Below are 26,373 nucleotides of genomic sequence, written 5' to 3'. Positions count from 1 at the left end.
TTCGCCGCCGCCGAGCGGAAGGAGATCGAGGGGCCCGCGAACGTTTCCCCCTGGACAGGGGTTTGGTTGGGGGGTTCGTGGGAAAGATCCCGGCCAGAAACTCCGCAGCGCCCGCCCCGGGGGGGGCCCCGCCCGCCACGGTCGCGGGTTCACGGCAAGTAGGTCACCTCGGGGAAGGCCGCGGACGGGCCGTCGAGGAGGCGGCTGGCACGGTGCCGCAGGTGCAGGTCGAAGAAGGCCACCGGGTACGCCTGCTGGATCTTCACCGCGCGGGCCGGGTCGAGGGTGCCGATCATGCCCCGGACCTGCTCGTCGGTCAGGCCGAGGAGCTTCGCGGCCTGCGGGATCAGCACCTGGTTGTCGCCGTACGAGACGTGTACGGCGCCCTGGGCCTGGACGTCGAGGCGCCAGCCGCGCAGGTGCGGCCAGAACTCGGCGACGTCCGGCTGGCCGGCCCGGGTGAACGCGGCGGTCATCATCATGAACGGCCGGTCCAGGTCGGTGGTGATGGTCGGCTGCATCGGGCCGTCCAGGCTCAGCCCGGCGCGGACGCGCCGGTCGGTGAGCATGGTGTAGGCGGTGGCCGTACCGCCCTTCGACCAGCCGAACATGCCGATCCGGTCCGGGTCGAGGGCGTGCAGCAGCCCGGCGGGCAGCGGCCTGCCGTCGACGTCGGGGTTGCGCCCGGCGGCGAGGGCCTCGACCTGGTCGAGGAGGAAGCGGATGTCCGCGGCGAAGTCCTTCGGCCCCATCGGGACGCTCCGGTCCGGGGTGAGGACCAGGCCGTCGGGGAACTCGGTGATCGCGTCGCGGGTGTGGTCGACGGTGACCACCACGTAGCCGTGGCTGGCGAGTTCCTGGACCATCACGGTGTGGTCGGCGCGGTGGCTGTGCGCGCCGTGCGAGTAGACGACGACGGGCAGGCGGCGGCCCGCGCGGTGGACCGGGGCGCCCACGCGGCCGGAGGTGAGCGGGGCGAGGGCGGGGTCGATGGCGAAGCCCGTGTCCGCGAGGAACGCCCGCAGTGCGCCGTCGGCCATCCAGGGCGCGAGCGGGTGCTCACCGGCCTCGCGAGCGGGGTACCAGACGCTCGCCATCAGCTCGCGGAACCGGCCCGGGCCGGCCAGCGGGTCCGGGCGGGAGGCGTCGAGCAGGTGCAGCGGGACGGTGCCCACGGGGTGCGGCCCGGTGGGCTCGGGCAGGGTGAGGCGCGCCGGGCCGCCGGTGGCGGTGGTGGCGGCGGGCGTGGTGGTCCCGGGGGTAGTGGCCCCGTCCGCCGCCCACGCGGGGCGGGCGAGGGCGAGCGGTGCGGCGGCCCCGGTGGCCCCGGCGGCCAGTGCGGCCCCCAGCAGGCGGCGGCGCGTCATGGCGTGTCGGCTCGTGAACGGCGTGGTGGTCATGGGCCCTCCCTGGGTGTGCTGGACAGAACCGGGCCGAGGCGCGCGGTCTTCGCAGGTGCGGCCGTCGTTCGACACCGGACCTCCGGGGAAGCGCCCCTGACGGACCGTCCGATGGATCTCCGTGCACCTGAGCGGAAGGCTGTCATCGCGGCGCACCCGGCCACATCCGACCACCGGATGACAGTGCGGCCGGGCGCATTGGCCTGGGGGTTTACATCCGTGGGCTGATGCGACGGCGCGCCGGGGCGGGGCGGCGCATAGCGTTCACGTGCAATCCAATGCAACGGTCGGCGCGACTGACGTTGCGTTAAATCTGCAACTGTTGCAACGATAATGAGGCATTGACCTGCGATGATGCTGATTGTACGCAACATGACTGTTGCCAGGAATCTTGAAGGCAACGTAGCGTTTCCGTTGTCAGAAACAACGAGCCGCAGGAGAGCATCATGCAGAAGTTCGCCACCCCCGCCCCGGTCTCCACCGTCCTCGACATCCCCGCCGGGCGCATCCGGTTCATCGCCGCCGACCGGGCCGACACCACGGTCGAGGTCCTGCCCGCCGACGCCTCGAAGAGCCGCGACGTGAAGGCGGCGGAGCGGACCACCGTCGAATACGCCGACGGCGTCCTGCGGATCGAGGCGGCGGCGGCCGAGAACCGGATCCTCGGCCAGTCCGGCACCGTCGAGGTGACCGTCCAACTGCCCGCCGGCTCCCGCATCCAGGCGAAGACGGCCAGCGCCGAACTCCGGGGCGTCGGACGCCTCGGCGACGTCACCTTCGAAGGCGCGCAGGCCTCGGTCAAGCTCGACGAGACCGCCGGCGCCCACCTCGCCGTCCTCGCGGGCGACATCTCCGTCGGCCGCCTCAACGGCCCCGCCGAGATCACCACCGCCAAGGGCGACATCCACATCGCCGAAGCCGTGCACGGCACGATCACGCTGCGCACCGAGGCCGGCGACGTCTCCGTCGGCGCAGCCCGCGGAGTCTCCGCCTCCCTGGACGCCGGCACCACCTACGGCCGGATCCACAACGCGCTCAAGAACGCCGACGGCGCCGCCGCCGGCCTGAGCATCCACGCGACCACCGCCTACGGCGACATCACCGCCCGCAGTCTCTGACGCGGCACCGCTCACCCACCCCTGAACTGCGCCGCGCACATCCCACCGCGAGACGAGGAACGACCATGACCAGCACCCTCCACACCGTCGAGAACGACACCGCCCAGGACCGCCCGGAACTGCAGCAGGCCATCCAGGAGTTCGTCGACGCCGGCTTCGCCGGGATACAGCTGCGCGTGCACGACGAGCGCGGGGAGTGGGTCGGCAGCGCCGGGGTGCGCAAGCTGGGCGAGGCCGCGAAGCCGTCGGTGGACGGGAAGTTCTGGGTCGGCAGCACCACCAAGACCTTCGTCGCGACCCTGGTGCTGCACCTGGTGGCCGACGGCGCCATCGGGCTGGACACCCCGGTGGCCGACCACCTGCCGCAGTTCGGGCTGGACCGGCGGATCACCGTGCGGATGCTGCTCCAGCACACCAGCGGATTGGCCAGCTACACCGGCGACCTCGAACCCGACGGGATGTTCGCACCGGGGATCCCCGCGATGGGCAAGGAGTGGGTGGACAACCGGTTCCACAGCTACCGGCCCGGGGAACTCGTGCAGTTCGCCCTCTCCAGGCCGGCACGGTTCGAACCGGGCGCCGACCAGAGTTACTCCAACACCAACTACACGCTGGCCGTGCTCCTGATCGAGCAGGCCACCGGCCGCCCGTACGCCGAGGAGATGCGGCGGCGGATCCTGCGGCCGCTCGGACTGCGGGACACCGTGGTGCCGGGCGACTCGCCGGAGCTCCCCCGGCCGCACGCCCACGGCTACTACCGCTACCAGGACGGCGACCAGTGGAAGGTGGCCGACGTCGCCCGCCAGAACCTCTCCCTCCTGGTCGGCGCCGGCGACCTGATCTCGACCACCCGGGATCTCCACACGTTCTTCGCCGCACTCCTGGGCGGCACGCTCCTGCCCGCCCCGCTGCTGGACGAGATGCGCACGCCGCACGGGATGCTCGGCTACGGCCTGGGCCTGTTCGTCCAGGACCTCGGCCCGGACGGCGGCACCATCGTCCACCACAACGGCGGCGCCCCCGGCGGCTACGGGGCACTGATGATCGGAACCCCCGACGGCAGCAAGACCCTGACCGCCGGACTGACCACCGGCGACTCCGCGTCCGACCCGGCGCAGGAGTTCCCGAAGGCGCTGGACCGGCTCATCAAGGCGGTGTTCGGCGGCGGCGAGCGGGCCGAGGGCTGACGGGACTGCGTTTCGGCACGTGGAGTGGGAAGTCGGCGGGGCCGACTTCCCACTCCGTTCGTCTTGAGGGGTGGTGCCCCGGCGCGCGGTGGTGGTGAGGCAGGGGTGAAGCGCGAAGCCGCGCTCCGGAACGCGGGCTGCGCAGTCGCGTCGGCGGCGTGCTCCGCGATGGTGAAGCAGTTTGGCTCACTGTGAGACAAGTTCTTTCTCCAGATGGGCAGTTGCCTTTCGCCCGAGTGCTGGAAGATCGTGGCGCCCTGGGCGTGGCGGCTCGATCACTGAGGGGGATTTCGGCCGGCGCGGGAAAAATCGCGGCGCCCTGGACGTGCGCTGACCATGGATTCGATGGACACCGAGAGTGCTGGTTCGGATGCGGAGGGTTGACCCGTCGGTCGACCTGGATCAATGGGTCGAAAGGGTGGGTGGCGTCGAGCGCACGGTCTTCGATGACGGCGAGACGGTGGAGAACTCCGACGGGGTCGCGGAGTTCTATGCGGCGGTGGGGAAGCTGATCAAGCATTTCCGGGAGCGGGCCGGGCTGACGCAGCGCGAGCTGGCCGAGCGGCTCGGGTACAGCGAGGACCAGTTGGGGGCGGTCGAGCGCGGCAAGCGGACACCGAGAGTCGAGATCCTGACGAAGGCGGACGAAGTCCTCAATGCGGGTGGCGCGTTGCTGGTCGTCGCGGACGACGTGATGAAGGCGAAGATCCGGATCAGCGAGCGGCACCCGGCTTCCTCAAGGGCCTTCACGTCTGAGGAGGGCAGGGCAGTCGAGATCCACGAGTACAGCACGATGGTCATCCCGGGGCTTCTCCAGACTGAGGCCTACATCAAGAGCAGCTACAGCACGAACGAGGAAGCTCAGTGCGTCGAGGTCGCCGAGACGCCCGGCATCGTCCACGTGCGTGACTCCAAGGACAAGAGCGGCCCGCAGCTGGTGTTCGAGCCGGCTGCGTGGCAGGCGTTCGTGGCGTTCGCCGCGACCGCCGAGGTCTGATTCAGCCTTCTCCTGACGGCCCGTCGCTTCCACGCGGCGGGCCGTCGGCGTTCCGTCGGCGGTCCGCCGGGAGATGACGGCCAATCGGCGGACGGGTGGGCGGAGTGCGGGTGTCGTCGGGCCGGTGCCGGGTGGGGGCTGCTACCAACGGTCCCATGTCCCATCACCTCAGCGGCCCCAACCTGCGCTCCCCCCGGGGCGACGCGCGGCTCGACCTGACCGACGTGTTCGCCTTCCCGGCCGCCGATGCGCCCGGCCGGACCGTCCTGATCATGAACGCGAACCCCTACGCCCCCACCCAGGCGGCCGAGTTCCACCCCGACGCCGTCTACCGCATCAACATCGACAACGACGGCGACCACCGCGCCGACGTCGCCTACTCCTTCACCTTCTCCGCCCCCACCCACACCGGCGCCCAGACCGTCACCGTCCACCGGGCGACGGGCGCCGCCGCGCAGAAGCACGAGCCCACCGGGGACGTCCTGTTCTCCGAAGCCCCGGTCGCCTTCGGGGACGCGCCCGACGTCATCGAGGTGAACGGCCGCAAGCTCTCCGTCGGCCTGCGCAGCGATCCCTTCTTCGCCGACCTCGAAGGGATCGTCAACGACTTCACCTGGACCGGCAAGGACGCCATGGCCGACGCCAACGTCTTCGGCATCGCCCTCGAAGTCCCCGACACCGACCTCGGCCCCGACCCGACGATCGGCGTCTGGGCCCGTGTCAGCCTCCGCCAGGACGGCCGGCTCGTCTCCGTCGACCGTGGCGCGCACCCCTCCCTCACCGCCTACTTCAACAAGGAGGAGGTGAAGGACGCGTACAACGCAGGCGAGCCGGCCGACGACTGGGACACCTACCGCGAGGCCTGGACGGCCGTCCTCCAGCACACCGGGGACTACACCACCGCGGCCGCCACCGAGACCCTCAAGCTCGTCCTCCCGGACATCCTCCGCTACGACCGCTCCCGCCCCGCCGCCTACCCCAACGGCCGCACCCTCGTCGACGACGTGACCTCGGCCCGCCTCACCATGGTCTCCGGCGGCAAGATCACCAGCGACCACATCCCCCCGCACACCGACGTCCTCCCCGTCTTCCCCCACCTCGGCCACCCGCACCCCGTCAAGTAGCGAGTCAAGTGGCCGGACGACAAAGCGGCGGTCAAGAATCCTTGACCGCCGCTTCGCACTTCCCGCTCTGATCATGTGCCAGGCTGTGCGCCCCCACCCGCGTATGAGGAGGTTCGGTGAACCACGCGCGCCCCCTGATCGAGGACTTCCCCGCCCACCCGGACGGAGACCCGGCCGGCGCCCTCGCCCGCGTCGTCCGCGAGCGCCGCACCGCCCTCGGCCTCTCCACCGCGGACCTCGCCAAGCGCGCCGACCTCACCGACGCCCAGATCCGCGCCATCGAGGCCGGCCACGTCGCCCCCACCCTCCCCCTCCTCACCGCCCTCTCCCGGGCGCTGGAGGTTGCGCCGAAGCCGTGAGCGCGGCGGCCCGCGCCCGGAGCAGCCCGCAGTACTTCACGCTGTCCGCGCCGAAGGAGACCCCGTGGACCGGGGAGCGGAGCGTCAGGACCAGGCCCGGAACCCCGGCGAGGACGATCGGCATGAGGTCGTCGACCCTGGTGAAGAACGCCGCCGACGAGGCCGCGATCAGTGCGCACACGAGCCCGATCGGGAAGTACGCGAGAGCCCAGGGACTGCGCCTCTTCTGCATGTCCCACCCCAGTTGCGTTGTGCGTAGGGGCGCCATCCGAACTTCGGATGGCGCCCCTACGGGTTCGTTCAGTAGATCAATGGTTGGTCGAGCCGCAGGGGGACGCGCCCCCTGCGGCCGATGTGCTTCGAGAGGAAGTGGGAAAGCCGAGGACTTCCGGGGACGGGGCCCCTCAGTCTCCAGCGACGTAGACGAAGGTGCCGGGCGCCTCACTGCATTTGCTCAGCAGTGTGTCCAGGCGCACCAACTGCGGATTCTCCCTCCAATCGGGAATCGTTCGCACCTCTGCGCGTGCGGTCGCACACTGTCGGGAGTCCAGCAGTGTGTCGCCGTAGAGGTCGATGCGGAACAGTGTCGGGAAACCCTCGCGGGGGAGGTTGGCAATGGCGTCCATGAGCACGTCATCCTCATCCCCGAACGATTCGGTGACCGTCCTCTGCGAGAGTCCCCAGCTTGTCAGATCGGGGAGTTCGGAATTCCAGAAGACATCCAGCCCCATGTAGTGACCTCCAACTCGTGTCAAACCGGGTAGGCAGTGACGACCTTGCCATGGCGCACCACCACCTTGATGCTGGTCTTCCGTATGCCGTTCTTGTTGTGGCCGACCGTCCTGTTGCCGAAGTCGTAGACGTGGAAGTGGCCGGGCGTGCCATTGGTGTTCGGCTGAGCCGGGGCCTTCTTGATGGCCGTCTTGATCATTCGCTTGATCGTTCGCGGATTGCTCGTGGCGAACTTCGACTTCCAGGGGTTGGCCAACCGGAGCACGTGACGCGGGAAGATGTGGCCCATGTACGTCAGGTGGGAAAGGCTGGCGCCTGAGCAGTTGTGCACCACGACGTCGTTGCTCGCGTCGCGCACCGAGTAGGTGTGCCGGTTGCCGACGTTGAGGTTGACGACCAGTTGCCCGTCCAGGTCACCGAGGTCGTCGACCGCAGTGACCACCGGCGTGGTGCCGTCGGGTGAGCGCAGCCGGTCTCCCGGTCGGACCTCCAGGGCCTTCACCCAGCCGCGGCCCTCCACCCAGATTGGGTGGCCGTCAGTGGCCTGTAGCGGGGCGGCCGAGGCGTCCGCGTCGGTGCTGATCTCGACGATGTGTCGAGTGCCGTAGCCGGTGATGACGTCCAGCACCGGCTCGGCGGAGGTGGTTCCGGTCTCCGGATCCGTTGCCGCCACATGGTCACCCACCCGCACGTCACCGATCGGCAGGTAGGTGCCGTCGGCCATGAGTACGGGAGTGTCGGGCGTGAAGGAGTTCCCGATCGGGCAGGCAACGGCCTCCGTGCGCCGGAAGACCGTTCTGGCGGCCGAGGCGATCTTGCCCGCCTTGGCCGCGACCCTGGTCGTCGTGGCGGCTGCCGCGACGGCCTTGACCACCGGGCCGGCGCCGACGGTGGCGGCGACCGCGGTGATGGCCATCTCCGCGGCCTTCCCCCAGTTGCCGGTCGCGGCGTAGGAGACCGCCGAGACGGTGGCGGCGACGGCGCCGATGGGGCCGGGGATGTAGGACGCGACTTCAGCGACCTTGGCGACGACCTCCACTGTCTTCTTCAGCCACTTGGGCATGCCCCAGTTGCCGTCGAGGTCGGTGCAGTTGACCGGATCGCCGGTGCAGTAGTCGTACGGACTGGCGTTGCCGCCGGGGACGGGGTCGATCTGGAGGAAGCGGCCCAGGGCCGGGCTGTAGAGGCGGGCACCCATGAGGATGTCGCCGTCCAGCGCCTCCGCGGAGCGCTCCTTGCCGCCGAGCCAGCCGTAGCGGACGTTGGCCTGGCCGTCCTGGGGGATGCCGAACTCGTCGAAGTCCAGCACGACCGGCTTGGTCAGCGCGGTGTCCGTGGTGACGACCACCGACCCGAACAGGTTGGTCAGTTGGAGCTGGATGTCACCGGTCCTGCTGGTGGTGGCGGCCAGACCGGCGTCCGGACCCGTGACGTTACGGGTCAGGTTGCCCTGGGTGGTGTCTTCGACCGTCCAGCGGACCTGGTCGGAGTCGTCGCCGTAGTGGTTGAGCTTCGACGTGGCGTTGGCCCAGGTGCCGTCGGCCTGCTTCTTGCTGGTGGTGAACGCGGTGAGGCGGTGGGCGGCGTCGACGGCCCACTCCTGCTTGGTGTCCCCCTTCTCCTGGACGGCGACCTTGTCGTTCGCCCAGTAGGTGTTGGTCGCGCCGGTGGCCGTCTTCACGGTGCGCCCGAACGCGTCGTAGACGAAGCCCGCGTCGGTGAGCCGGTCGGCGCTGTCGTAGGTGTGGTTCTCCGCCGTGGCCCCGGCCGTGCTGCACTCGCCGGCCGCCCCGCGCGGGGAGGTCTGCTTGGACAGGCGGTTGGAGTGGGCGTCGAAGGCGTACTGCCGGGTGACGCAGCCGGTGGCGGCCGTGGTCTGCTCGGCCTTCACCAGCCGGCCGAGCCGGTCGTACTGGTAGGAACGGGTGGCGGTGGAGCTGGTGTCCTTGGCGACCTGGCCCTGGGTGGACATGTCGGTGGTCTGGGCCCAGACCACCGTGTTGTCCGAGGTGCGGGTGTAGGTGCGGCCGGTGGCCTCACCGACGGCGTTGAAGGTGTCCTTGCGGACGATGCCGCCGGGGTAGGTCTGCTCGACCAGCTGGCCGTCCGGACCGTACTTGGCGGTGAACTCGCCTGCCACGCTGTCGGTCACGGAGGTGACCAGCCCGCGGGGCTCCTTCACCCGGTCGTAGGCGTAGCCGGTGGACCCGGTCGGGTCGCTCACCTTCACCGGCTTGCCGAACCGGTCGAACTCCGTGGTGGTGGTGCCGCCGTCGGCGTCCGTGTAGGAGATCAGTCGGCCCAGTTGGTCCATGACCCGGGTCAGGGACTTGCCGTCGGAGGTGGTCTTCACCGCGTCGCCGGTGGCCGGGTCGTACTCGACGGTGACCTTCGGCAGCGGCTTGCCCTCGTCCGAGGTGATCTCGGTCGAGAGGATCCGGTCCAGCTCGTTGTAGACGGTGACGGTCTTGCGGGACTTGCCCGCGTTGGTCTCGGTGACCTCCTCCGGCTCGTTGAACGCCGAGTACCGCGTGACCCGCTTCACCGGCAGGGTGGTGGGCATCCGCGAGGCGTCGGCCCCGGTGACGGCCCCGCCCGGCAGCGTGACGCAGGGCAGGCCCGCCCACTCGGGACGGTTGGCGCACGCGGCGTCGTCCGCATTGGTCCCGGCGGTGTAGAACACCGACTTGACCGTTCCGGCGTCGGTGCCGTTGGAGCCCGGCTTGCGGGATTCCAGCGCCCGCCCGGAGGCGTCGAACTTGACGTAGGCGGTCAGCTTGGCGCCGAGGGCGTCGGTGGTGACCGAGGTCGCCTTCTTCAGCGTCCAGCCGGGGGTGCCGCCGATCGGAGTGTCGAAACCGTGCTTGGTGACGCGCAGCTCCACGTCGTCGGCGTAGCCGTCGATGCGGGCGCCGTCGGTGGCGGTGGTGACCAGGTGGTAGGCCTGGCCGTCGGGCTTCCCTTCGTCGTAGGTGTTGGTGTTGTGGTCCCGCGCGACGACCGAGGTCCCGGCGGCGAGCGTCGGGTTGACGGTCGCCTTGGTGAGGGTGACGGTGTCGATGCCGGTGTGGAACCGCTCGCCGCTGCTGGCCGCGTTGGTGTCGACCACGGTGAGCTTCAGCTCGTGGTCGCCGCGCGTCAGCTTCACGGGTGCGCCGGTGGTGTACGGGGCCACCACGGCGCTGGCGCTGTAGGTGTCGAGCCGCTGGCCGACGTCCTTGCCGTCGATCGCCCACTGGATGACGCCGTGGTCGCTGTTCTTCGTCAGCTGGCCGGAGAGGACGTACTCGCCCTCCTCGGGAACGGTGACGCGCATGGCGTCGAACGCTCCCGCCGCCGTGCCGCGGATGCCCAGCTGGGCACCGCCGGACCAGGTGACGCCGCAGCAGTCGTTGTCGATCTGGACCTTGGCGTTGGTCCCCAGCTGCGGCAGCTTCTCGGCCTCGGCCGTGACGACGGCCGGGTTGGTCTGCCCGTTGACCTGTTCGGCGAGCGAGGCTCGGTAGACCGGTCCGAGGATCTCCGTCACGTCCAGGCCGTCGGCCGTGTAGACGGTGCGGGAGTCCAGCAGCCGGGCGCGCGAGACGGAGTCGGCCGTCGTCAGGTTCAGCTCGGCAGCGAGCTTGTCCGCGTCCGGGTGGACGCCGAGCGCGATGGAGCGGTTGGTGGCCGACAGGCCGCGCACGGCGTGGCCGTAGCGGTCGTACTCGGTGGTGCTGATGTCACCGCCCGGTGTAGTGGACGGTGCCGCGGTGTTGACCTCGTTGCCGGAGGCGTTGAGGTAGTGGACGGTGGCCGGCTTGTAGCCGTCCGGACCGGGCTTCGCTGCCGAGGCGGTGTTGGCGCCAGGGTCGTCCTCGGGGCCGAACACGGCGGTGGCGTCGGTCGGCGCATCGGTCTGCGCCCACTTGGCGACGTCCGCGCCCGCCAGGTCGTTCGGACCGCCGGCGCCGCGGGTCAGCGGCACCTCGTAGACGACCGACGTCGCGTTCTCGCCGGTGACCTGGTCCTTGCTGCCCGGCGCGAGCGTGCCGCGACGGACCTTCAGCAGGCGGCCAGGATCCTGGTCGGCCGCTGCCTTGCCGTAGTCGAAGTTCCACGGCAGCTCACCGGCGGCGCCGATCCGGGTGACCCGGCCGGCGTCGTCGTAGCTGTACGCGGTCTTCAGCGGGGTGGCCAGGCGCGGGTCCCAGACCTGGGCGAGGCGGCCGCGGTCGTCGTACGCGTAGTGCGCGACCTCGACGGCCTCCTGCTTGGAGGTGGCCGGGTTCCACGTCCAGACCTTCACGCCCCGGACGCGGTCCAGATAGTCACCCGGGGTCGCGGCCGTGGCGGTGGTCGCCTTGGCGTAGTCGTACTCCATCACCTCGCAGCCGCGCGGCAGCGGGTCGACGGTGCAGCCGTTGACGTCGTCGACGCCCGGCTCGACGGCCGGGATGATGCGCTTGACGAGCGAGCGGCCGTCGGTGGTGTCGTACTGGTAGCGGGTGGTCGAGGCCGCGTCGGGCCCCGTCTCGCTCACCACCTGGTAGATGTTCGAACCGGCCTGGCGGGCGAAGACGGTCTTGGAACCGTCGAGCTCGCCGAGCTCGTAGGCGGTGCCGGAGGTCTGGAGGTCCCAGACCTGGTTGGGCCCGGTCCAGCAGACCCAGATCGAGGCGCCCTTGTCGGCGTCGAGGCACTGGCCCGACTGGCGGTTCATGACCGTGCCGTTGGTGCGCACCTCCCACTGCTGGTTGGCGCCGCCGTTGCAGTCCCAGAGCGTGAGCGCGGTGGCGTTGGCGGTCTGGCCCCAGGGGTTGTCCAGGCAGTAGCCGAGCAGGCGCAGGGTCAGGTCGTCCCCACGGGTCCACTGCTGGTTCGACCCGCCCGTGCAGGCGGCGGGCCGCAGTCCGGCGCCGTTGCCGGCGGCCCCGTTCGGGACCTCCAGGCACTGGCCGGTGGCCGACAGGACGATCGCGCCGGACTTGGCCGGCACGGCCTTGAGCGACATCGACTCGGCGCCCGGTTCGGGGAAGAACGTTCCGTCCGTGCCCTTGGCGAAGGTCAGCGAGTTGTCGTCGTTGCTCTTGATCTCGACCAGGTCGGACTGCGGGAAGGACAGCGCCCGGTAGTCCGAGCCGGTGCCCGCGTCCGGGCCGCCGGCCCACTGCGGGCCGAACGGGGCGACGATCTCCTTCAGCGACAGGTCGTCGAAGAAGACCTCCTTGCCGCTGCCGGCGGTGTTGCCGTTGTAGAGGCGGAACCAGGCCTCGGTGGCGTCCTTGGGCACCGTCAGGTCCAGCGTCAGCTGCTGCCAGCCGTCGGTGAACGACGCCTTCGGAGAGGCGGTCTCGCCGTAGCCGGCCGGGGTGCGGTAGACGCCGACCATCCGCAGGCCGCGGTTGGCCAGCGGGTTGTCCAGGCCGGTCGCGCCGGGGACGTAGATCCAACCGGTGAGCCGGTAGGTCCTGCCGGGCTGCATGCCCTGGCCGAGCGTGTACTCGGGGCCGAGCGCGGCGAAGGAGTCCCACCCGGAGCTGGCCGGGACGACCAGGAGCGAGTCGGGCGAGTTGTCGTGGCCGCGGACCGTGGAGCGGGACAGCGCCGCCTGCCCGGCGGTGAAGCCGGTGAGGTCGGTGCCGATCTGCCGCTGGTTGAGCGTCAGACGCTCGCCCTGGGGCTGCCAGCCGCGGCCGAGGTCACGCGAGGAGGCGGTGCGCTTGACCGACAGGCCGCGTTCGTCGGCGTCGGTGATGTCGGTCGAGTAGTCACCGGTGAGCAGGTTGACCGAGCCGGGGCCGATGCCGGCGCCGGCCGCGCCGTCGGCGTTGCGGTCGACCGTGATGGTGTTCCAGACGGTGGCGTAGCCGTTGCCGGAGCCGTCCTCGGGGAAGAGGAGAGCGCGGACCTGGACGACGCCGCCGACCTGGCCGAGCGTGTCGAGGACGCTCCAGTTGGCGTGCGGGCCGAGGTCCGCGAGACGCGGCTTGTCCTCGGTGACCGCGGTGTTGTCCGCCTTGGTCAGGTTGGTGCGCGGGACGTTGTACTCCGCGGCGCCGGGGCCCCGGCGGTACTGGTAGACGACGCGCTGGAACTGCGCCTGGGCGTCGACCGCGAGCTTGACGCGCTTCGCGGACTGGGTGCCGTTGACCGGCGAGCTCATGCCCGCCTGGCCGACCTGGAAGGTGTACGTCGCGGGCGGGGACAGGTTGCCCGCGCGGTCCTTGGACTGCACGCTGAGCACGCGCCGACCCTCGGTGGTCGGCGTGATCGACGTGGTCAGCGCGCCGGTGGCGGCGACCGTCACCGGGGTGCCGCCGTCCAGGGTGTAGACGTAGGCTGCGGTGTCGTCGGTGCCCGGGGCGGGGGAGAAGGTGAACGACCCGGCCTGGTTGGCGGTGCCGTGCCAGAGCCCATCCGCCGGGTAGTCCGCCGAACTCACGAACGGCGTACCGGGCTTGACGGTGTCGGCGATGACGTTGGTGCCGACCCAGCCGGAGCGGGACTTGCCGTCGTCGAGCATGGCCCAGATCGTGTACTGCACGCCCTCGTCGAGCTTGGCGATGCCGTAGTCGGAGGGGCGGACGGTCGCGATCGCGCCGTTCGGGGTGTCCCGGACGATGCTGCCGATGAACGTGCCGCCGCGCCACAGGTCCAGGTAGATCTTCAGCGGGTCGCCGTCGGGGTCGGCCGCCTGCACCTGGAAGCGCGGGTTCGCGTCCGAGGTGTAGCGCGGGTTGCCCTGCTGGGACGGCTGCACCTCCACTGTCGCCGGGGTGGCCGGGACGGTGTTGTAGGTGATCGAGAGGTACGGAGGCCAGTAGCCCTCGGCGGAGCTGAACTTCTTCCAGGACAGGTTGCTCGACTCGTCGGCCGCCTTGAGGGCGAACCCGTATTCGTTGTGACCGAACCCGGCGAAGTACCGGATCATCTCGGTGACGTCGGCCTTGGCCCAGAACGTGCCGTCGGAGGCGTAGCAGTCGTGGGTGTCACCGTCGTTCGCCACGTCGTACGTGTCGTTCGAGGTGGCCCACTTGCGCTCCATCGCGGGCTGGTTGCCCCAGCGGGTCCACCAGGCCGCGCCGGGCGCGTTCCAGACCTCCCACTGCTTCGGGATGCAGGACGAGGAGTGATGGTTGGCGAGGTTGAGCGTGGCGCCCAGGATCTGCTTGCCGTTGAACGACCCGCCCGGGACGGTCAGGAACGACCGGGCCACGACCTTGCCGTCGTAGCTGCCCAGCTTGAGGTCCGTCGACGAGGAGGCGTCGATGTTCTCGTTGGTCTGGACGTAGGTGTCGAAGGTCGTGCCGACGTCCACCACCGGGTCGACGGTGACCGGGAACCGGGTCTTCGGGTCGGCGAGGAAGGCGGCGTCCGGGGTGAACACCAGCTCGGTGTCCGCGCCCTGGCCGCGTACCTCCATCGTCACCGGGCCGCGGTTCAGGTGCTCCTGCGAGGCAGGGTCGACCGCGGCGTCCCACATGACGGGGGTCGGGATCTTGACCGCCGCCTTGCCGGTCGCCTTGTCGAGCAGCTGGATCGAACCGTCCTGCTGCGGCGAGACGGTGAGCCCGGTGGTGTCCAGCGGGAGCGTCACCGTGCCGGTCTGGGCGACGGCGGAGCGGTCCTTGACGATCAGGAACTGCTCGAAGCCGGTCCGGGTGGCTTCGAGGACCAGGTCGACGCCGGGGCGGGCGTTGACGTAGGTGGCCTTGTTGCCCTCCAGCTTGGGCTTGGGCAGCTTGCCCAGCCAGCCGAACTTGACCTGCTGCTCACCGGAGCCGATCCTGACCAGCTCGCGCTCGGCGGGGACCGGGGCCGGGGCGGACTGCGGGTCGGCGGCCGGGGCGGCGGCGCGGGCGCCGCTGCGGGAGGCCCGGCTCGCGTCGGCCGAAGCCGAAGCCGAGGTCGAAGCCGAAGCCGAAGCCGACGCCGACGCCGGGGTCGAAGCCGAAGCCGAAGCCGAAGCCGAAGCCGAAGCCGAAGCGGACGGAGACGATGACGGGGACGCGGAAGCGGGGGCCGTCGGTATCGCACTGGGCGACGTCGCCGGAGCCGTGGTCGGTGCGGTCGTCGGTATCGCGGCGCCCGGCAGGCTGTCGCCCACCGTCACCCCGGCGTCGCCGCCCTCGAAGACCACCCCGCCCGGGTGCGCCTTCGGCGCCACCTTGCCGTCCGGGGTCTGCACCAGCGTGGTGTCGACGGGCACCCAGGCCTCGCCGAGCTTCATCCGGATCGGGCCGGTGGAGCGGTCGGAGGTCAGCGTGCCGTCCGGGTTCGCCCACAGCGTGGTGAACTCCGTCCGGGCGTTGGTGACCTCGATCCGTCGCTTCTGCAGCCGGGCCGAGAGCAGCGCCGAAGCCTCGTCAGGCGCCTCGGTGGCCGGAGCAGTGGGCGGAGTGGCGGGTGAGGGTGCGGCGGTGGCCGGAGCGGCTGTCACCGCGTCCACCACCACGCCGGCCTGCACCAGCAGGCCGAGCGTCAGGAGCGCTGATACGGGGCGCATCCGACGCGTAGAGAAGGCCCCGCCCGCAAAAGCGGACGAGGCCCGAGACCGTCGTTTCATCAAAAACTCTCTCAAGGGATGTGCATTGTTTTGAATGGCCTGATCGAAGCCGAAGCACAATCTCTCACCCCCAGCTGACTCCCAGTGACCAATCAGGATGACGATTGCGTAACAGATCGCTTACGCTGAGAAGCCGTGAGAAATGGAGTCATTTCGATGACATCGTCCCAGGTGAGCGAGGTGTCCGACATGCGAAGAGGGTCCCCAATCGCGTGCGCTAAGGGGGTCGGGACGGTCGTGAAATTAATAAGTGACGTGCAGTCAATTGCTGTGCGGGCTTTCCACCGCTACCCGCCGATGGCGGGACACCCGGAGGTGCCCCGCCATCGGCGCTGTTCGCAAAGTGGAACCCGAGCACAGGTGCCGTCAGGCGGTGCCGCGGCCCGCCCGGCGGCGGCGCAGCAGCGCTGTGCCGAGCCCGAGGGCGGCGAGCAGGGTGCCGGCCCCGGTGAGCAGGGCGGCGGTCGGGGTGGAGTCGCCGGCCGGCGCCGCGACGGGGGCCGTTCCCCGGTCGAAGCCGCCGAGCAGGTGCGCCTTGGCGTAGTCGGTGCCGGGCAGCTTGTCGGCGTACCGGTCGTGGACCACCTGCTGGTACTGGGCGAGGGTGATGCCCGCGTCGCCCACGGACCGGACCGCGTCCGGGTTGAGCGGCCGTACCTGGCCGTCGACCAGGGCGTACCAGGCCCGGATCTGCGGTTCCTCGAAGGCCACGGCGCCCCGGCCCAGTGCTGCCGCGGCGGCGGCGTGGTCGGTCTCGTCGCTGCCGGAGGCTATGTTGATCTCGGCCCAGGACCCGCTGGCGTGCGGGTCGGGGGCCGTCCACACCGAGGCCTTGCGGCCGTCGGCCGCGTCGGCCTCGGTCGCCATGAACGCGAACTTCGCGACCGGCGCCCCGACGGAGGCCGCCGCGACGAAGTCCGGGTTGAGGTAGTACACGGGGACGGTGTCGCCGACCACCCGGGCCGGGGCGGCGGCCTGCGCCTGGCGGGCGTCGGAGGAGCCCTGGCCGGAGCCGTGGGCGAAGAACCCGCCGAGGGTCTGCACGACGGGGGCGGCCTTCGCCGCCGCGGCGGCCGCGGTGACGTCGGCCGCGGACGGGGCGCCGGCTGCCGTGGCCGAGGTGGCGGCGAGGGCGGGGGCGGCGGCGAGCAGTCCGCTGCCGGCCAGGGCGATGGCGGCGAGGGCGCGCGGGGCGCGGAAGTGCGTCATCGTGTCACGCCCCGATCCGGTACAGCGAGTCGTTCCAGTTGAACTGGCCGTTGTAGCCGGCGTAGTAGCTGTACGACGCCAGGTTGTAGCGGTTGCTGCTGGGCCACGGGTCGCCCCAGTAGATGGACTTGTTGCTCTGGTCGTAGCCGTAGATGACCTGGGCGTGCCCGCCGCCGGCCAGCCAGGAGATGCCGGTCTCGATCGGCCGGCCCGCGTTGATCTCGCTGACGATGGTGTTGAAGGACAGGGCGCCGGTCTCCTGGCCGGGGGACACCCCGAGGGCGGAGAGCGCGTTCTGCACCCAGGAGAGCTGGCCGGGCTGGTTGGGGCACTGGTACGAGGTGTCCTGGCCGTAGGCGAGGTCGCAGAACGAGTTCTGGTCGGTGCCGTGGCCGAGGAAGGTGGCGATGGTGTCGCCGGAGGCGGCCCAGCACCACTGGTCCTGCTCCTGCGTCTGCATGGAGATGTTGAGCCGGGAACTGGCGGCGAAGGTCTGGGAACTTCCGGCGGCGGCCTGGGGGGAGGCCGAGGCGGTGCCGGCGCCGGTGGTCACGACGGCGGCCAGCATGCACAGCGCGGCCAGTGCGGCGCGCAGGGACGACCCACGGATGGGTCCGCTCATGGGGGAACTCCTTCGTGCGGGGGCACGGGCGGCTCCGTGTGCACCCGGCGCCGCCCTGGGGTGTGCCTTGTGTGGGGGTGTGCTGTGTGGGGGTGTGCCGCGCGGCCGACGCGGCGGGCCCGGACCGGGGTTGCTAGGAAGAGTAGGCAGCCCGCCGGGCCTCTCCCAGACCCCCCGGAGGGGCGCGGGCGGTGCTGTGAACGGGGCTGTGAAGAGGGGTGCTGCGGCGGAGGTGCTGAGCCGCAGACGGGCGGCCGGGAGCGGGGCTCCCGGATATGGACGCGGCCGGGGTAAGCCGGTAATTTCACAGCGCGCCGCGTCCCCCCGTACCGCGTCCCCCCGCCCCCGCACCGCCGTCCCCCGCCCCCCCGCCCCCGCACCGCCGCCGTGTCCCCTCGGCCCCGCCGCCGCGTGCCGGCCGGGCCAGTAGCCCCGGGAGTCCCGATGGTCAGTCGTCAGGAACCGCCGCCCGGTGTTGCCCCGGAGAGCGCCGCCGTGCTGGCCGCGCTGCGGAGCGGGCCCTTCGGTCTCGCGCTGCGCACCGCGATCGAGGCCCGCGGGCTGCCGCTGGAGCGGCTGCGCAGCCGGCTGGCCGAGCGCGGACTGCGGATCGCCGTCACGACCCTGAGCTACTGGCAGCGCGGGCTGCGCCGACCTGAGCGCCCGGAGTCGTTACGGGTGGTGGCCGCGCTGGAGGAGATCCTCGGGCTGCCGACGCACGCGCTCACCGCCCTGCTGGGTGCGCCGCGGCCGCGCGGCGGGGCGGACCGCGACGGCGGCGGGCCGCGTCCGTACCCGCAGATGGTGCGCACCCCCGGTGATCTGGGCGGGCTGCTCGCGGATCTGGACAGCCCGGCGGCCGGGAAGCTCCAGGTGGTCACCGAGTGCGCGACGGTGACGGTCGGGCCGCATCGTGAACTGGCGGCGCTCAGTTCGATGGTGGCGGTCCGGGCCCGTCAGGACGGGGTCGACCGGGCGCTGCTGATCTACGACTGCGACGAGGGGGTGGACGAGGGGGCCGTCGAGATCGTGGCGGGGGACAGCTGCCGGCTGGGCCGGGTGCGCCGGGATCCGGTGGCCCGGGTGGTGCTCGCGGAGCTGCTGTTCGACCGCTCGCTGCACTGCTCCGAGACCCAGGTGTTCTCCTTCGAGGTGCGCCCGCACAGCGCGGCCGAGTGCTGCCGCTACCGTGCGGCCTTCCGCTTCCCGGCGGACCACTACGTCCTGCGGGTGCGCTTCGATCCGGGTGAACTCCCGGTGCAGTGCCAGTGGTTCACGGCGAGTGACTCGGAGGGTCCGGACGACAGCCTGGCCGACCTCACCCTGGACAGCCACCACCTGGCGCACGTGGTGGCGACCGCGCTGGGGCCCGGGGTCGCGGGCATCCGCTGGGCGTGGACCTGAGGCGGCCCTGAGGCGCGGCCCTGAGGTGTGGACCTGAGATCGGGGGTCAGGCCGGTTCGTGCGCGGTGCCGCCGACGAGGGCGCGGGCCTGCGGGGCGGTCATGGGGTGGGCGAAGAGGTAGCCCTGGCCGAGCGGGCAGCCCATGGCGGCGAGGAGGTCGCGCTGTTCGGGGTGTTCGATGCCTTCGGCGATGACCCGGACGCCGAGGGTGTCGGCGATGCGGGTGATGCCTTCGACGAGGGCGTACTGCTGCGGGGAGAGGCCGAGGCCGTCGATGAAGGACTTGTCGATCTTGAGGATGGAGATCGGGAACTCGCGCAGGTAGGAGAGCGAGGAGTAGCCGGTGCCGAAGTCGTCGATGGCGATGCCGACGCCGAGGTCGCCGAGGGTGGCCATGTCGGCGTGGACGCGGTCGTCGCGGCGCATCAGGACGGATTCGGTGAGTTCGAGGACGAGGGTGTGGGGGTCGATGCCGGAGCTGCGCAGGGCGCCGCGGACGACGTCGACGAAGCCGGCGTCGCGGAACTGGCGGGCGGAGACGTTGACGTTGACCCGCAGCGGGGGGAGGCCGGCGGCGGCGCGGTCGGCGGAGCTGGCGGCGTGCCAGGCGGCGGCCTCCTGGGCGGCGCGTTCCAGGACCCAGGCGCCGAGGGGGACGATCTGGCCACTCTCCTCGGCGAGGGCGATGAACTCGTCGGGCAGCACCATGCCGCGCCGCTGGTGCGGCCAGCGGACGAGCGCCTCGAAGGCGACCAGGCCGCCGGTGCGCAGGTCGACGATCGGCTGGTAGTACAGCTGGAAGGAGGATTCGGCGATCGCCGCGTCCAGGTTCTCGTTCAGCTCGTGCCGCTCCACCAGCCCGGTCTGGAGGGCGGGCTGGTAGTGGCGCCACTGGCGGCGGCCGGCCGCCTTGGCGGAGTAGAGCGCGAGGTCGGCATGGGTGAGCAGTTCGGCCGCGTCGACGCTGTCCTCGGTGGTGGCGACGCCGATGCTGGCCGTCACCCGGACGGCCCCTGCGCTCAGCTTGAACGGTTCTGCGAACACCGCCAGTACGGTGTCCGCGATGGCGTCCACGTCGGCCGGGCGCAGCGCGTCCTCGACCAGGACGGCGAACTCGTCGCCGCCGAGCCGGGCGGCGGTGTCCGAGCTGCGCAGCGCGGTGGAGACCCGCAGCGAGACGGCGATCAGCAGTTCGTCGCCGACCGCGTGCCCCTGGGTGTCGTTGACCACCTTGAAGTCGTCGAGGTCGAGGAAGAGCACCCCGGTGACGGCGCCGCTGCGCTCGCCGCGGGACAGCGCGTGGCCGACCCGGTCCAGGAACAGCACCCGGTTGGCGAGGCCGGTGAGGGAGTCGTGGAAGGCCCGGTGGGTGAGTTCACGCTCCATCTGGCGCTGCTCGGTCACGTCGCGCAGGGTGAGCACCAGGCCGCCGACCGTCGGGTCGGCGCGCAGGTCGTTGAAGCGGACCTCGGCCTCGATCGGGGTCCGGTCCTGCCGCAGCAGCCGCCAGTGCTCACGGGGCTGCTCGCGCAGCGGTTCGCGTGTCGGCGAGTGCGGAGGCGAGTGCGGCGGTTCGCGCGGCGGCGAGTGCTCCGGCGCGTGGGCCGGGGCGGCGTCCACCGGGCCGCGCATCCGGGCCAGCGCCCTGCCGACGGCCCGGCTGTCCTCGGGCGGGACGAGCTCGGTGAGCAGGGTGCCGTCCAGGCTGGGGTAGCCGAGGACCCGTTCGGCGGAGGAGGAGGCGTAGCGGACGCCGTCGTCGGCGTCCAGGATCAGGATGACGTCGCTGGCGTTCTGCACCAGGGTGCGGAAGTACAGCTCGCTGTTGCGGCGGTTGACCTCCTGGCTCAGCATGACCCGTTCGACGGCCAGCGCGGCCTGCGCGGCCAGGATCTCCAGCGAGCCCCACAGGCTGGTGAGCTCCTGCGCGGTGCCGGTGACGATGAGCGCGCCGATCAGCGGGTCGCCGGAGGGGCGCTCGTCGAGGGTGAGCGGGCACAGCAGGGCGGAGGGCATGCCGTCGAGGCGGGCGGCGAGGTCGCTGCCGATGTCCTCGACGGGCAGCAGCCGGGTCTCCCGGTAGGCGGCGAGGGCGAGCGCCTCGTCGGAGTCGGTGACGGGGCCGAGGTGGTGCTGGGCGGCGCCGCGTTCGGCGTGCCGCACGTGCAGGACGCCGGCCTCGGTGACGGCGAGCAGGGCGACGTGCCCGGGCTCGGTGGGCATCAGGGTGGAGGCGGTGGCCTGGACGGCGTCCGCGACCTCCTCGACGGTGACGGCCGCGGTGAGTCTGGCGCCGGCCTCGCGCAGGGCCCGCTCGCGGGCGATCGCCTGTCGGCGGGCGACCACGACGACCGCCAGCCGGGCCAGCACCAGCAGGTACAGGAGGGCGGAGAAGGCGCCGATCACGCCCGCGTTGCTGGTGTTGCCGTTCAGCGACTCGATGATCAGGATCGCCGGGGCGATCAGCGAGGCCAGGGTGAGCAGGGCGAGGCGGCCGGCGCTCAGGTCGGGCTGCTGGGTGGGGACGGGTCTGGTCAGCTCGACCATGGACGGGTGCAGCGCTGCCGCGCCCCAGGCGGTGTAGAAGGCGGCCCAGCCGAAGTCGACGGGGGTGCCGATGTGCCAGTTGCCGTGCAACTGGATCAGCCCGTAGAGGGTGTCCGCGACCAGCATGCCGACGGTGCCGACGGTGAGCAGTTGCAGCGCCCGGCTGTTGCCGCCGCGCGGGGTCAGCAGCCGCAGCAGCAGGGCGAGGACGACCACGTCGCCGAGCGGGTAGCCGATCGAGACGGCCTTCCGGAACCAGGAGAGGTCGGGGTTGCGGGCGTACGGGAGGATCAGGTAGATCCAGGCGAGCAGCGCCAGGCCCATGGTGAGGATCAGCGCGTCGAGCAGGCCGGCGCGGTCCTGACGGGCCGTGCGCCAGCGGATGAATCCGAGCACACCGGCCGCGTACAGCACGAACTCGGCCAGGTAGAAGCCGTCGGCGACGGACGGGAACGGGTTGTGCAGGTGCAGGAACTGGGTCTGGACGACCTGGACGACCTCGCCCGCGGTGAAGCTCAGGTTGGCGAGCGCCAGCACGTACCAGAACAGCGCGTGCGCGGGGCGGTTGAGGCGGACGCCGGCCACGATGGCCGCGCTGCTGCCGAGTCCGATGCCCGTCCACCAGATGATCCGCTGCGAGGGGTTGACGTAGTAGACGCCGGTGAACAGCACCATCCACAGCAGGTAACAGACCATCAGGCGTTGTCGCCGACGTGTCAACGGGGCTACCTCCTCCGCGACGCCACCCGGCCGGTGGGACGGGGGAGTTCGGGCGAGGACGGGTCTTGGCGGTCGCAGGGTCGTCTCGCCCCGGGCTGACGGGCACACGGCAGCGTCGCGTCCGGTCGGGTTGCGATCGGACGTTCGTCCTGTGCCCTGAGTGCGTATAGTCGGAAATGTCGCACCTCCCAGGAAACTGCCGCCACAGCACGAGGTCAAGCCGGTGGACGACGCAGCAGACAGCGCACAGGGCGTACGAACGGATGTGAACTCCGGGCGTCACGCCGTGGTTCGCAACGACAGCGGTCAGTACGCGATCTGGCCCGGCGACTTGACCGTGCCGGGTGGCTGGCACCTGGTGTACGGGCCGGCCGGCCGCGACGACTGCCGGGCCCACGTGGCCCGCGAATGGCGCCCGCCCGGGCTCGGCTTCCCCGGGCTCGGCTCCCCCGGGGAGCGCGGCCGCGGGCGGGCCGAGGGCGACGGCGGCACCGTGCCCGGACTGCTGCGCTCCCGCGCCGTGCAGCACCCGGACGCGGTCGCCGTCGTCGCCGACGACGCCACGCTGAGCTACCGCGAGCTGGACCGGCGCAGCGACCGCCTGGCCAGGGCACTGCGGGCGCGCGGGGCCGGCCCCGAGCAGGTGGTGCCGGTCTGCCTCGAACGCGGTGCGGGCCTGGTCGTCGCCTGGCTCGGCGTGCTGAAGGCGGGCGCGGCGCTGCTGCCGCTGGATCCGGCGTACCCGGCGCGGCGGCTGGCCCGGCTGGTCGAGGACAGCGGGGCGCGGGTGGCGGTCACCGAGGGCGGGGCGCTGCCGGGCGTCGAGCCGGTGCCGGTGGACGCCGAGGACGGGCCGGACGGCGGCGGTGAGCCGGTCCTCGCCGGGTTATGCGGCGCGGGCGGGCCCGACGGCGCCGGTGAGCCCGACGGTGCCGCGCCCGACGACCTCGCCTACCTGATCTACACCTCCGGCACCACCGGCACCCCCAAGGGCGTCCCCGTCACCCACCGCGCCCTGGTGTTCACCCTCGACCGGGTCGTCCACGCCTACGGCCTCGCCCCCGGCGAACGCGTCCTGCAACTCGCCGCGCTCGGCTTCGACACCGCACTGGAGCAGGTCTTCGCGACCCTGCTCGCCGGGGCCACCCTCGTCCTCGGCGGCGGCCGCACCTGGGCGCCCACCGAACTCGTCCACCGGATGCGCGGACTCGGCCTCGCCGTCGCCGACCTCACCCCCGCCTACTGGCACCACGTGCTCACGCTGCTCCCGCCCGGCGGGCCCGGCCCGGAGGGGCTGCGGCTGGTCGTCGTCGGCGGGGACGTCGTGCACGCCGACGACTGCCGCAGTTGCCTGGACCGGCTGCCCGGTGTCCGGCTGGTCAACGCCTACGGGGTCACCGAGGCCGCCGTCACCTCCACGCTCTGCGAGGTCACCCCCGCCCTGCTGGACGCCGCCGGCCCGGGCGGCCCGGCCGCGCCGGTGCCGATCGGCCGCCCACTGCCCGGCGTGCGGGTGCACGTCCTGGACGCCCGACTGTCCCCCGTACGGCCCGGCGAGAAGGGCGAGATCCACCTCGGCGGGCCCGGCCTCGCCCGGGGCTACTGGCGCGCCCCCGTGGCGACCGCCGAGGCCTTCGTCCCCGACCCGTACGCGCCGGTGCCCGGCGAGCGGATGTACCGCACCGGCGACGCCGGGCGCTGGCGGGCCGACGGGCAGCTGGAGATCCTCGGCCGCTTCGACGACCAGGTGAAGGTGCTCGGCCACCGCGTCGACCCCGCCGAGATCGAGGCCGCCCTCGCCGCCCACCCCGACGTCCGGCAGGCCCGCGTCGCCGCCGACGGCGGCGACCCCGACGGGGGCCGCGCGCTCACCGCCTACTACACGCTCGCCGACCACGCCGACGCCGGTGCAGAAGCCGGGGTCCGCCGCGACCGGCTCCGCGCCTACCTGGCCGAACGGCTGCCGGAGTACATGCTCCCGGCCGCCTTCGTGGCGCTGGAACGCATGCCGCTCACCCCGGCCGGAAAGGTCGACCGCCGCCGGCTGCCGCACGCCGAGCCCCGCACCCCGGGCCGGCCCGGCCCGGGCGGCACCGGGGCGGCGGGCGGTGGGGGAGCCGTCGAGGACGCCATCGGCCGGCTGTGGGCCGAACTGCTCGGCGTCGAGGAGGTCGGGCCCGCCGACGACTTCTTCGCCCTCGGCGGCAACTCCCTGCTGGCCATGGAGATGCTCGCCCGCGCCCGGATCATGCTCGGCCTCGACGTCACCCGCGTCCGCGCCCTCACCCGCGCCCTGCTGCGCGACGCCACCCTGCGCGCCTTCGCGACCGCCGTCCAGGCCGCCCGCGCCGACGGAGCCGTGCGCACCGCCCGCGTCGACGGAACCGACCCTGGCTCCGGCTCCGGCTCCGGCGAGGCCGCCGTCGACTGGGCCGCCGAAGCCCGGCTCGCCCACCCCGTCCAGCAGTCCTGGAGCCCGGCGCCCAGCCGGGCCGAACCCGCCGAGATCCTGCTCACCGGCGCCACCGGCTTCTGCGGCGCCCACCTGCTGCACGCGCTGCTCGCCACCACCGGGGCCCGGATCCACTGCCTGGTCCGCGCCCCCGACGAGGAGCACGCGCTGGAACGCCTGCGCGCCGCCCAGCAGCGCTTCCTGCGCCACGACCTCACCGACACCCGGGTGGTGCCCCTGGTCGGCGACCTCGCCGCCCCCCGACTAGGACTGGCGCAGCGTCAGTTCGACGGTTTGGCCGGGAGCCTGGACGCCGTCCACCACCTCGGCGGGCAGGTCAACTTCCTCTACCCGTACCACCAGCTGCGCGCGCCCAACGTCGGCGGCACCCGCGAGATCATCCGCCTCGCCGGGCACAGCCGGGGCGTGCCCGTGCACTACCTGTCCACCCTCGCCGTGCTGGCCGGCTTCGGCGCGGCCGGCGTCCGCGAGGTCACCGAACGGACCCCGCTCGCCCACCCCGACCGGCTCGGCGTCGGCTACGTCGAGAGCAAGTGGGTCGCCGAACAGCTGCTGCACGAGGCAGCCGCCGCCGGTCTCCCGGTCACCGTGCTGCGCACCAACGACGTCACCGGGGACCTCGCCACCGGCGTGATGAACACCGGCACCGAGATCTGCGCGCTCATCGCGTACCTGGCGGACAGCGGCACCTGCCCGGACGTGCTGCTGCCGCTCGACTTCGTCCCGGCCGACCGCTTCGCGCGCGCCGTCGCCCACATCGCCGCCCACGCCCCCGCCGACGGCGAGGTCTACCACCTCACCTCGCCGCGCCCGGCCAACCTCGCCGATCTCGCCGAACGGCTCCGGGCCCGGGGCCACCCGATCGCCGAACTCCCTTACCGTGACTGGGTGCAGGGCCTGGTCCGGTTCGCCGCCAGGCACCCCGCCCACCCCATCACGCCGTTCGTCCCGCTGTTCGTCGACCGCGCTCCCGGGTCGGCGCTGTCGATCAGCGAGCTGTACTTCCGGCCCGTCTTCCCGCTGTTCGACCGCGCCAACACCGACGCCGCGCTCGCCGGCAGCGGCATCGACCTGCCCGCCGTGGACGCCGGCCTGCTCGACCACTACCTGGGGCGGCTGGCGGCGGAGGGCTTCCTCGGGCCGCCGGCGTGAGCCCCTTCGACGGGCTGGACGTCCAACGCGGGCCCGGGGACGGGCCGGTGGCGTTCGGCGCCGGCCTGGGCGCGTCGGACCTGCTGGCGGCGTACCGTCGCGGCCTGTTCCCGATGCCCGCAGCGGACGAGTACGCCGGCGCCTACAACGAGGCGCGCTACGAACAGGCCGTCGAGGCGGGCGAGGTGGCGCTGCTGCCCGGCGGGAACGACCCGTACGCGCTGGCCTGGTGGTCGCCCGACCCCCGGCCCGTCCTGCCGCCCGACGGCGTCCGGCTCGGCAGCCGCCTCGCCCGGCGGCTGCGCCACCGGCCGCACTGGTGGACCAGCGCCGACCGGGCCTTCGGCGAGGTGGTGGCCCGCTGCGCCGAGGGCCGCCAACCGGCCTGGCTGACCGGCGAGTTGCGGTCCGCACTGGAGCGGCTGCATGCGCTCGGGGCCGCCCACAGCGGCGAGGTGTGGGAGGGCGAGGAGCTGATCGGCGGGGTGTTCGGCGTCGCCGCCGGGCCCGTCCTCAGCCTCGACTCGATGTTCCACCGCCGCCCCGACGCCGCCCGCGTCGCCGTCGCCGACCTCGGGGTGCGCTTCGGCGCGGCCGGCGGTCGGCTGCTCGACGCCCAGTGGGACAGTCCGCACATCCGCAGTCTCGGCGCCGAGCCGGTGCCCCGCTCCCGGTACCTGGCCGCGTTGGCGGCGGACGCCGCGGTGGGCCCGCTGCCGGGAACTCCGCTGCCCGTGGCCCGACTGGTCTGACCTGCGCCTTTTACCCTGCCTGGCCTGT

The 26,373-nt window shown here is 72.2% G+C and carries 14 protein-coding genes; 8 read left to right on the top strand and 6 right to left on the bottom strand.

From position 1 onward, the window contains the following. Nucleotides 1-149: 149 nt before the first annotated feature. Complete coding sequence (locus AC07BF_RS01430) at nucleotides 150-1,400, bottom strand: alpha/beta hydrolase family protein (RefSeq protein WP_478332740.1); 1,251 nt, start codon at nucleotides 1,398-1,400, stop codon at nucleotides 150-152. Nucleotides 1,401-1,846: 446 nt separating this feature from the next. Between AC07BF_RS01430 and AC07BF_RS01425 the strand changes: the two genes are divergently transcribed. The 5 genes from AC07BF_RS01425 to AC07BF_RS01405 all read left to right on the top strand — a co-directional run bounded on the left by AC07BF_RS01425 (nucleotide 1,847) and on the right by AC07BF_RS01405 (nucleotide 6,185). After that, nucleotides 1,847-2,518 (top strand): DUF4097 family beta strand repeat-containing protein, encoded by a 672-nt coding sequence (locus AC07BF_RS01425; protein ID WP_478332739.1) that lies wholly within the window; start codon nucleotides 1,847-1,849, stop codon nucleotides 2,516-2,518. 65 nt (nucleotides 2,519-2,583) lie between these two features. Beyond that, entirely contained in the window at nucleotides 2,584-3,705 is a 1,122-nt protein-coding gene (locus tag AC07BF_RS01420) for a serine hydrolase domain-containing protein (RefSeq protein WP_478332738.1), read from the top strand. Nucleotides 3,706-4,063: 358 nt separating this feature from the next. After that, on the top strand, nucleotides 4,064-4,702 hold the full coding sequence (locus AC07BF_RS01415; protein ID WP_400804611.1) for a Scr1 family TA system antitoxin-like transcriptional regulator: 639 nt from the start codon (nucleotides 4,064-4,066) through the stop codon (nucleotides 4,700-4,702). A gap of 155 nt (nucleotides 4,703-4,857) precedes the next feature. Continuing rightward, nucleotides 4,858-5,826, top strand: coding sequence for a DUF4331 family protein (locus tag AC07BF_RS01410; RefSeq protein WP_400984136.1), 969 nt, complete (start codon nucleotides 4,858-4,860; stop codon nucleotides 5,824-5,826). A gap of 116 nt (nucleotides 5,827-5,942) precedes the next feature. After that, entirely contained in the window at nucleotides 5,943-6,185 is a 243-nt protein-coding gene (locus AC07BF_RS01405; RefSeq protein WP_478318232.1) for a helix-turn-helix transcriptional regulator, read from the top strand. A gap of 404 nt (nucleotides 6,186-6,589) precedes the next feature. On the opposite strand, the gene AC07BF_RS01400 is transcribed toward AC07BF_RS01405, so the two are convergent. From AC07BF_RS01400 to AC07BF_RS01385, 4 genes are all read right to left on the bottom strand, one after another. Next, entirely contained in the window at nucleotides 6,590-6,916 is a 327-nt protein-coding gene (locus tag AC07BF_RS01400) for a hypothetical protein (protein WP_363579631.1), read from the bottom strand. Nucleotides 6,917-6,936: 20 nt separating this feature from the next. Then, nucleotides 6,937-15,405: a ricin-type beta-trefoil lectin domain protein gene (locus AC07BF_RS01395; protein ID WP_478332737.1), complete on the bottom strand. Its 8,469-nt coding sequence runs from the start codon at nucleotides 15,403-15,405 to the stop codon at nucleotides 6,937-6,939. Nucleotides 15,406-15,831: 426 nt separating this feature from the next. Then, nucleotides 15,832-16,674, bottom strand: a complete 843-nt coding sequence (locus AC07BF_RS01390) for a hypothetical protein (protein WP_478332736.1) — start codon at nucleotides 16,672-16,674, stop codon at nucleotides 15,832-15,834. Nucleotides 16,675-16,678: 4 nt separating this feature from the next. After that, a complete protein-coding gene (locus AC07BF_RS01385) occupies nucleotides 16,679-17,296 on the bottom strand; it encodes a papain-like cysteine protease family protein (RefSeq protein ID WP_363579628.1) in 618 nt (205 codons plus the stop codon). Between the two features lie 444 nt (nucleotides 17,297-17,740). On the opposite strand from AC07BF_RS01385, the gene AC07BF_RS01380 reads away from it, so the two are divergent. Next, the gene (locus tag AC07BF_RS01380) at nucleotides 17,741-18,700 is read left to right on the top strand and encodes a helix-turn-helix domain-containing protein (RefSeq protein ID WP_363579627.1); all 960 of its coding nucleotides are present in this window, start codon (nucleotides 17,741-17,743) and stop codon (nucleotides 18,698-18,700) included. 46 nt (nucleotides 18,701-18,746) lie between these two features. On the opposite strand, the gene AC07BF_RS01375 is transcribed toward AC07BF_RS01380, so the two are convergent. After that, nucleotides 18,747-21,968 (bottom strand): EAL domain-containing protein, encoded by a 3,222-nt coding sequence (locus tag AC07BF_RS01375; protein WP_400984141.1) that lies wholly within the window; start codon nucleotides 21,966-21,968, stop codon nucleotides 18,747-18,749. A 160-nt stretch (nucleotides 21,969-22,128) separates the two neighbouring features. Between AC07BF_RS01375 and AC07BF_RS01370 the strand changes: the two genes are divergently transcribed. Both AC07BF_RS01370 and AC07BF_RS01365 read left to right on the top strand, forming a co-directional pair. After that, complete coding sequence (locus tag AC07BF_RS01370; RefSeq protein ID WP_478332735.1) at nucleotides 22,129-25,593, top strand: amino acid adenylation domain-containing protein; 3,465 nt, start codon at nucleotides 22,129-22,131, stop codon at nucleotides 25,591-25,593. Then, a complete protein-coding gene (locus AC07BF_RS01365) occupies nucleotides 25,590-26,345 on the top strand; it encodes a leucyl/phenylalanyl-tRNA--protein transferase (protein ID WP_478332734.1) in 756 nt (251 codons plus the stop codon). Before AC07BF_RS01370 ends, AC07BF_RS01365 begins: the two co-directional genes overlap by 4 nt. The last annotated feature ends 28 nt before the right edge of the window (nucleotides 26,346-26,373 follow it).

It is taken from the genome of Kitasatospora sp. NPDC043950, assembly GCF_056435345.1.
The sequence above is the reverse complement of the archived record's forward strand: the minus strand, read 5'-3'. Positions and strand labels throughout refer to the sequence as shown.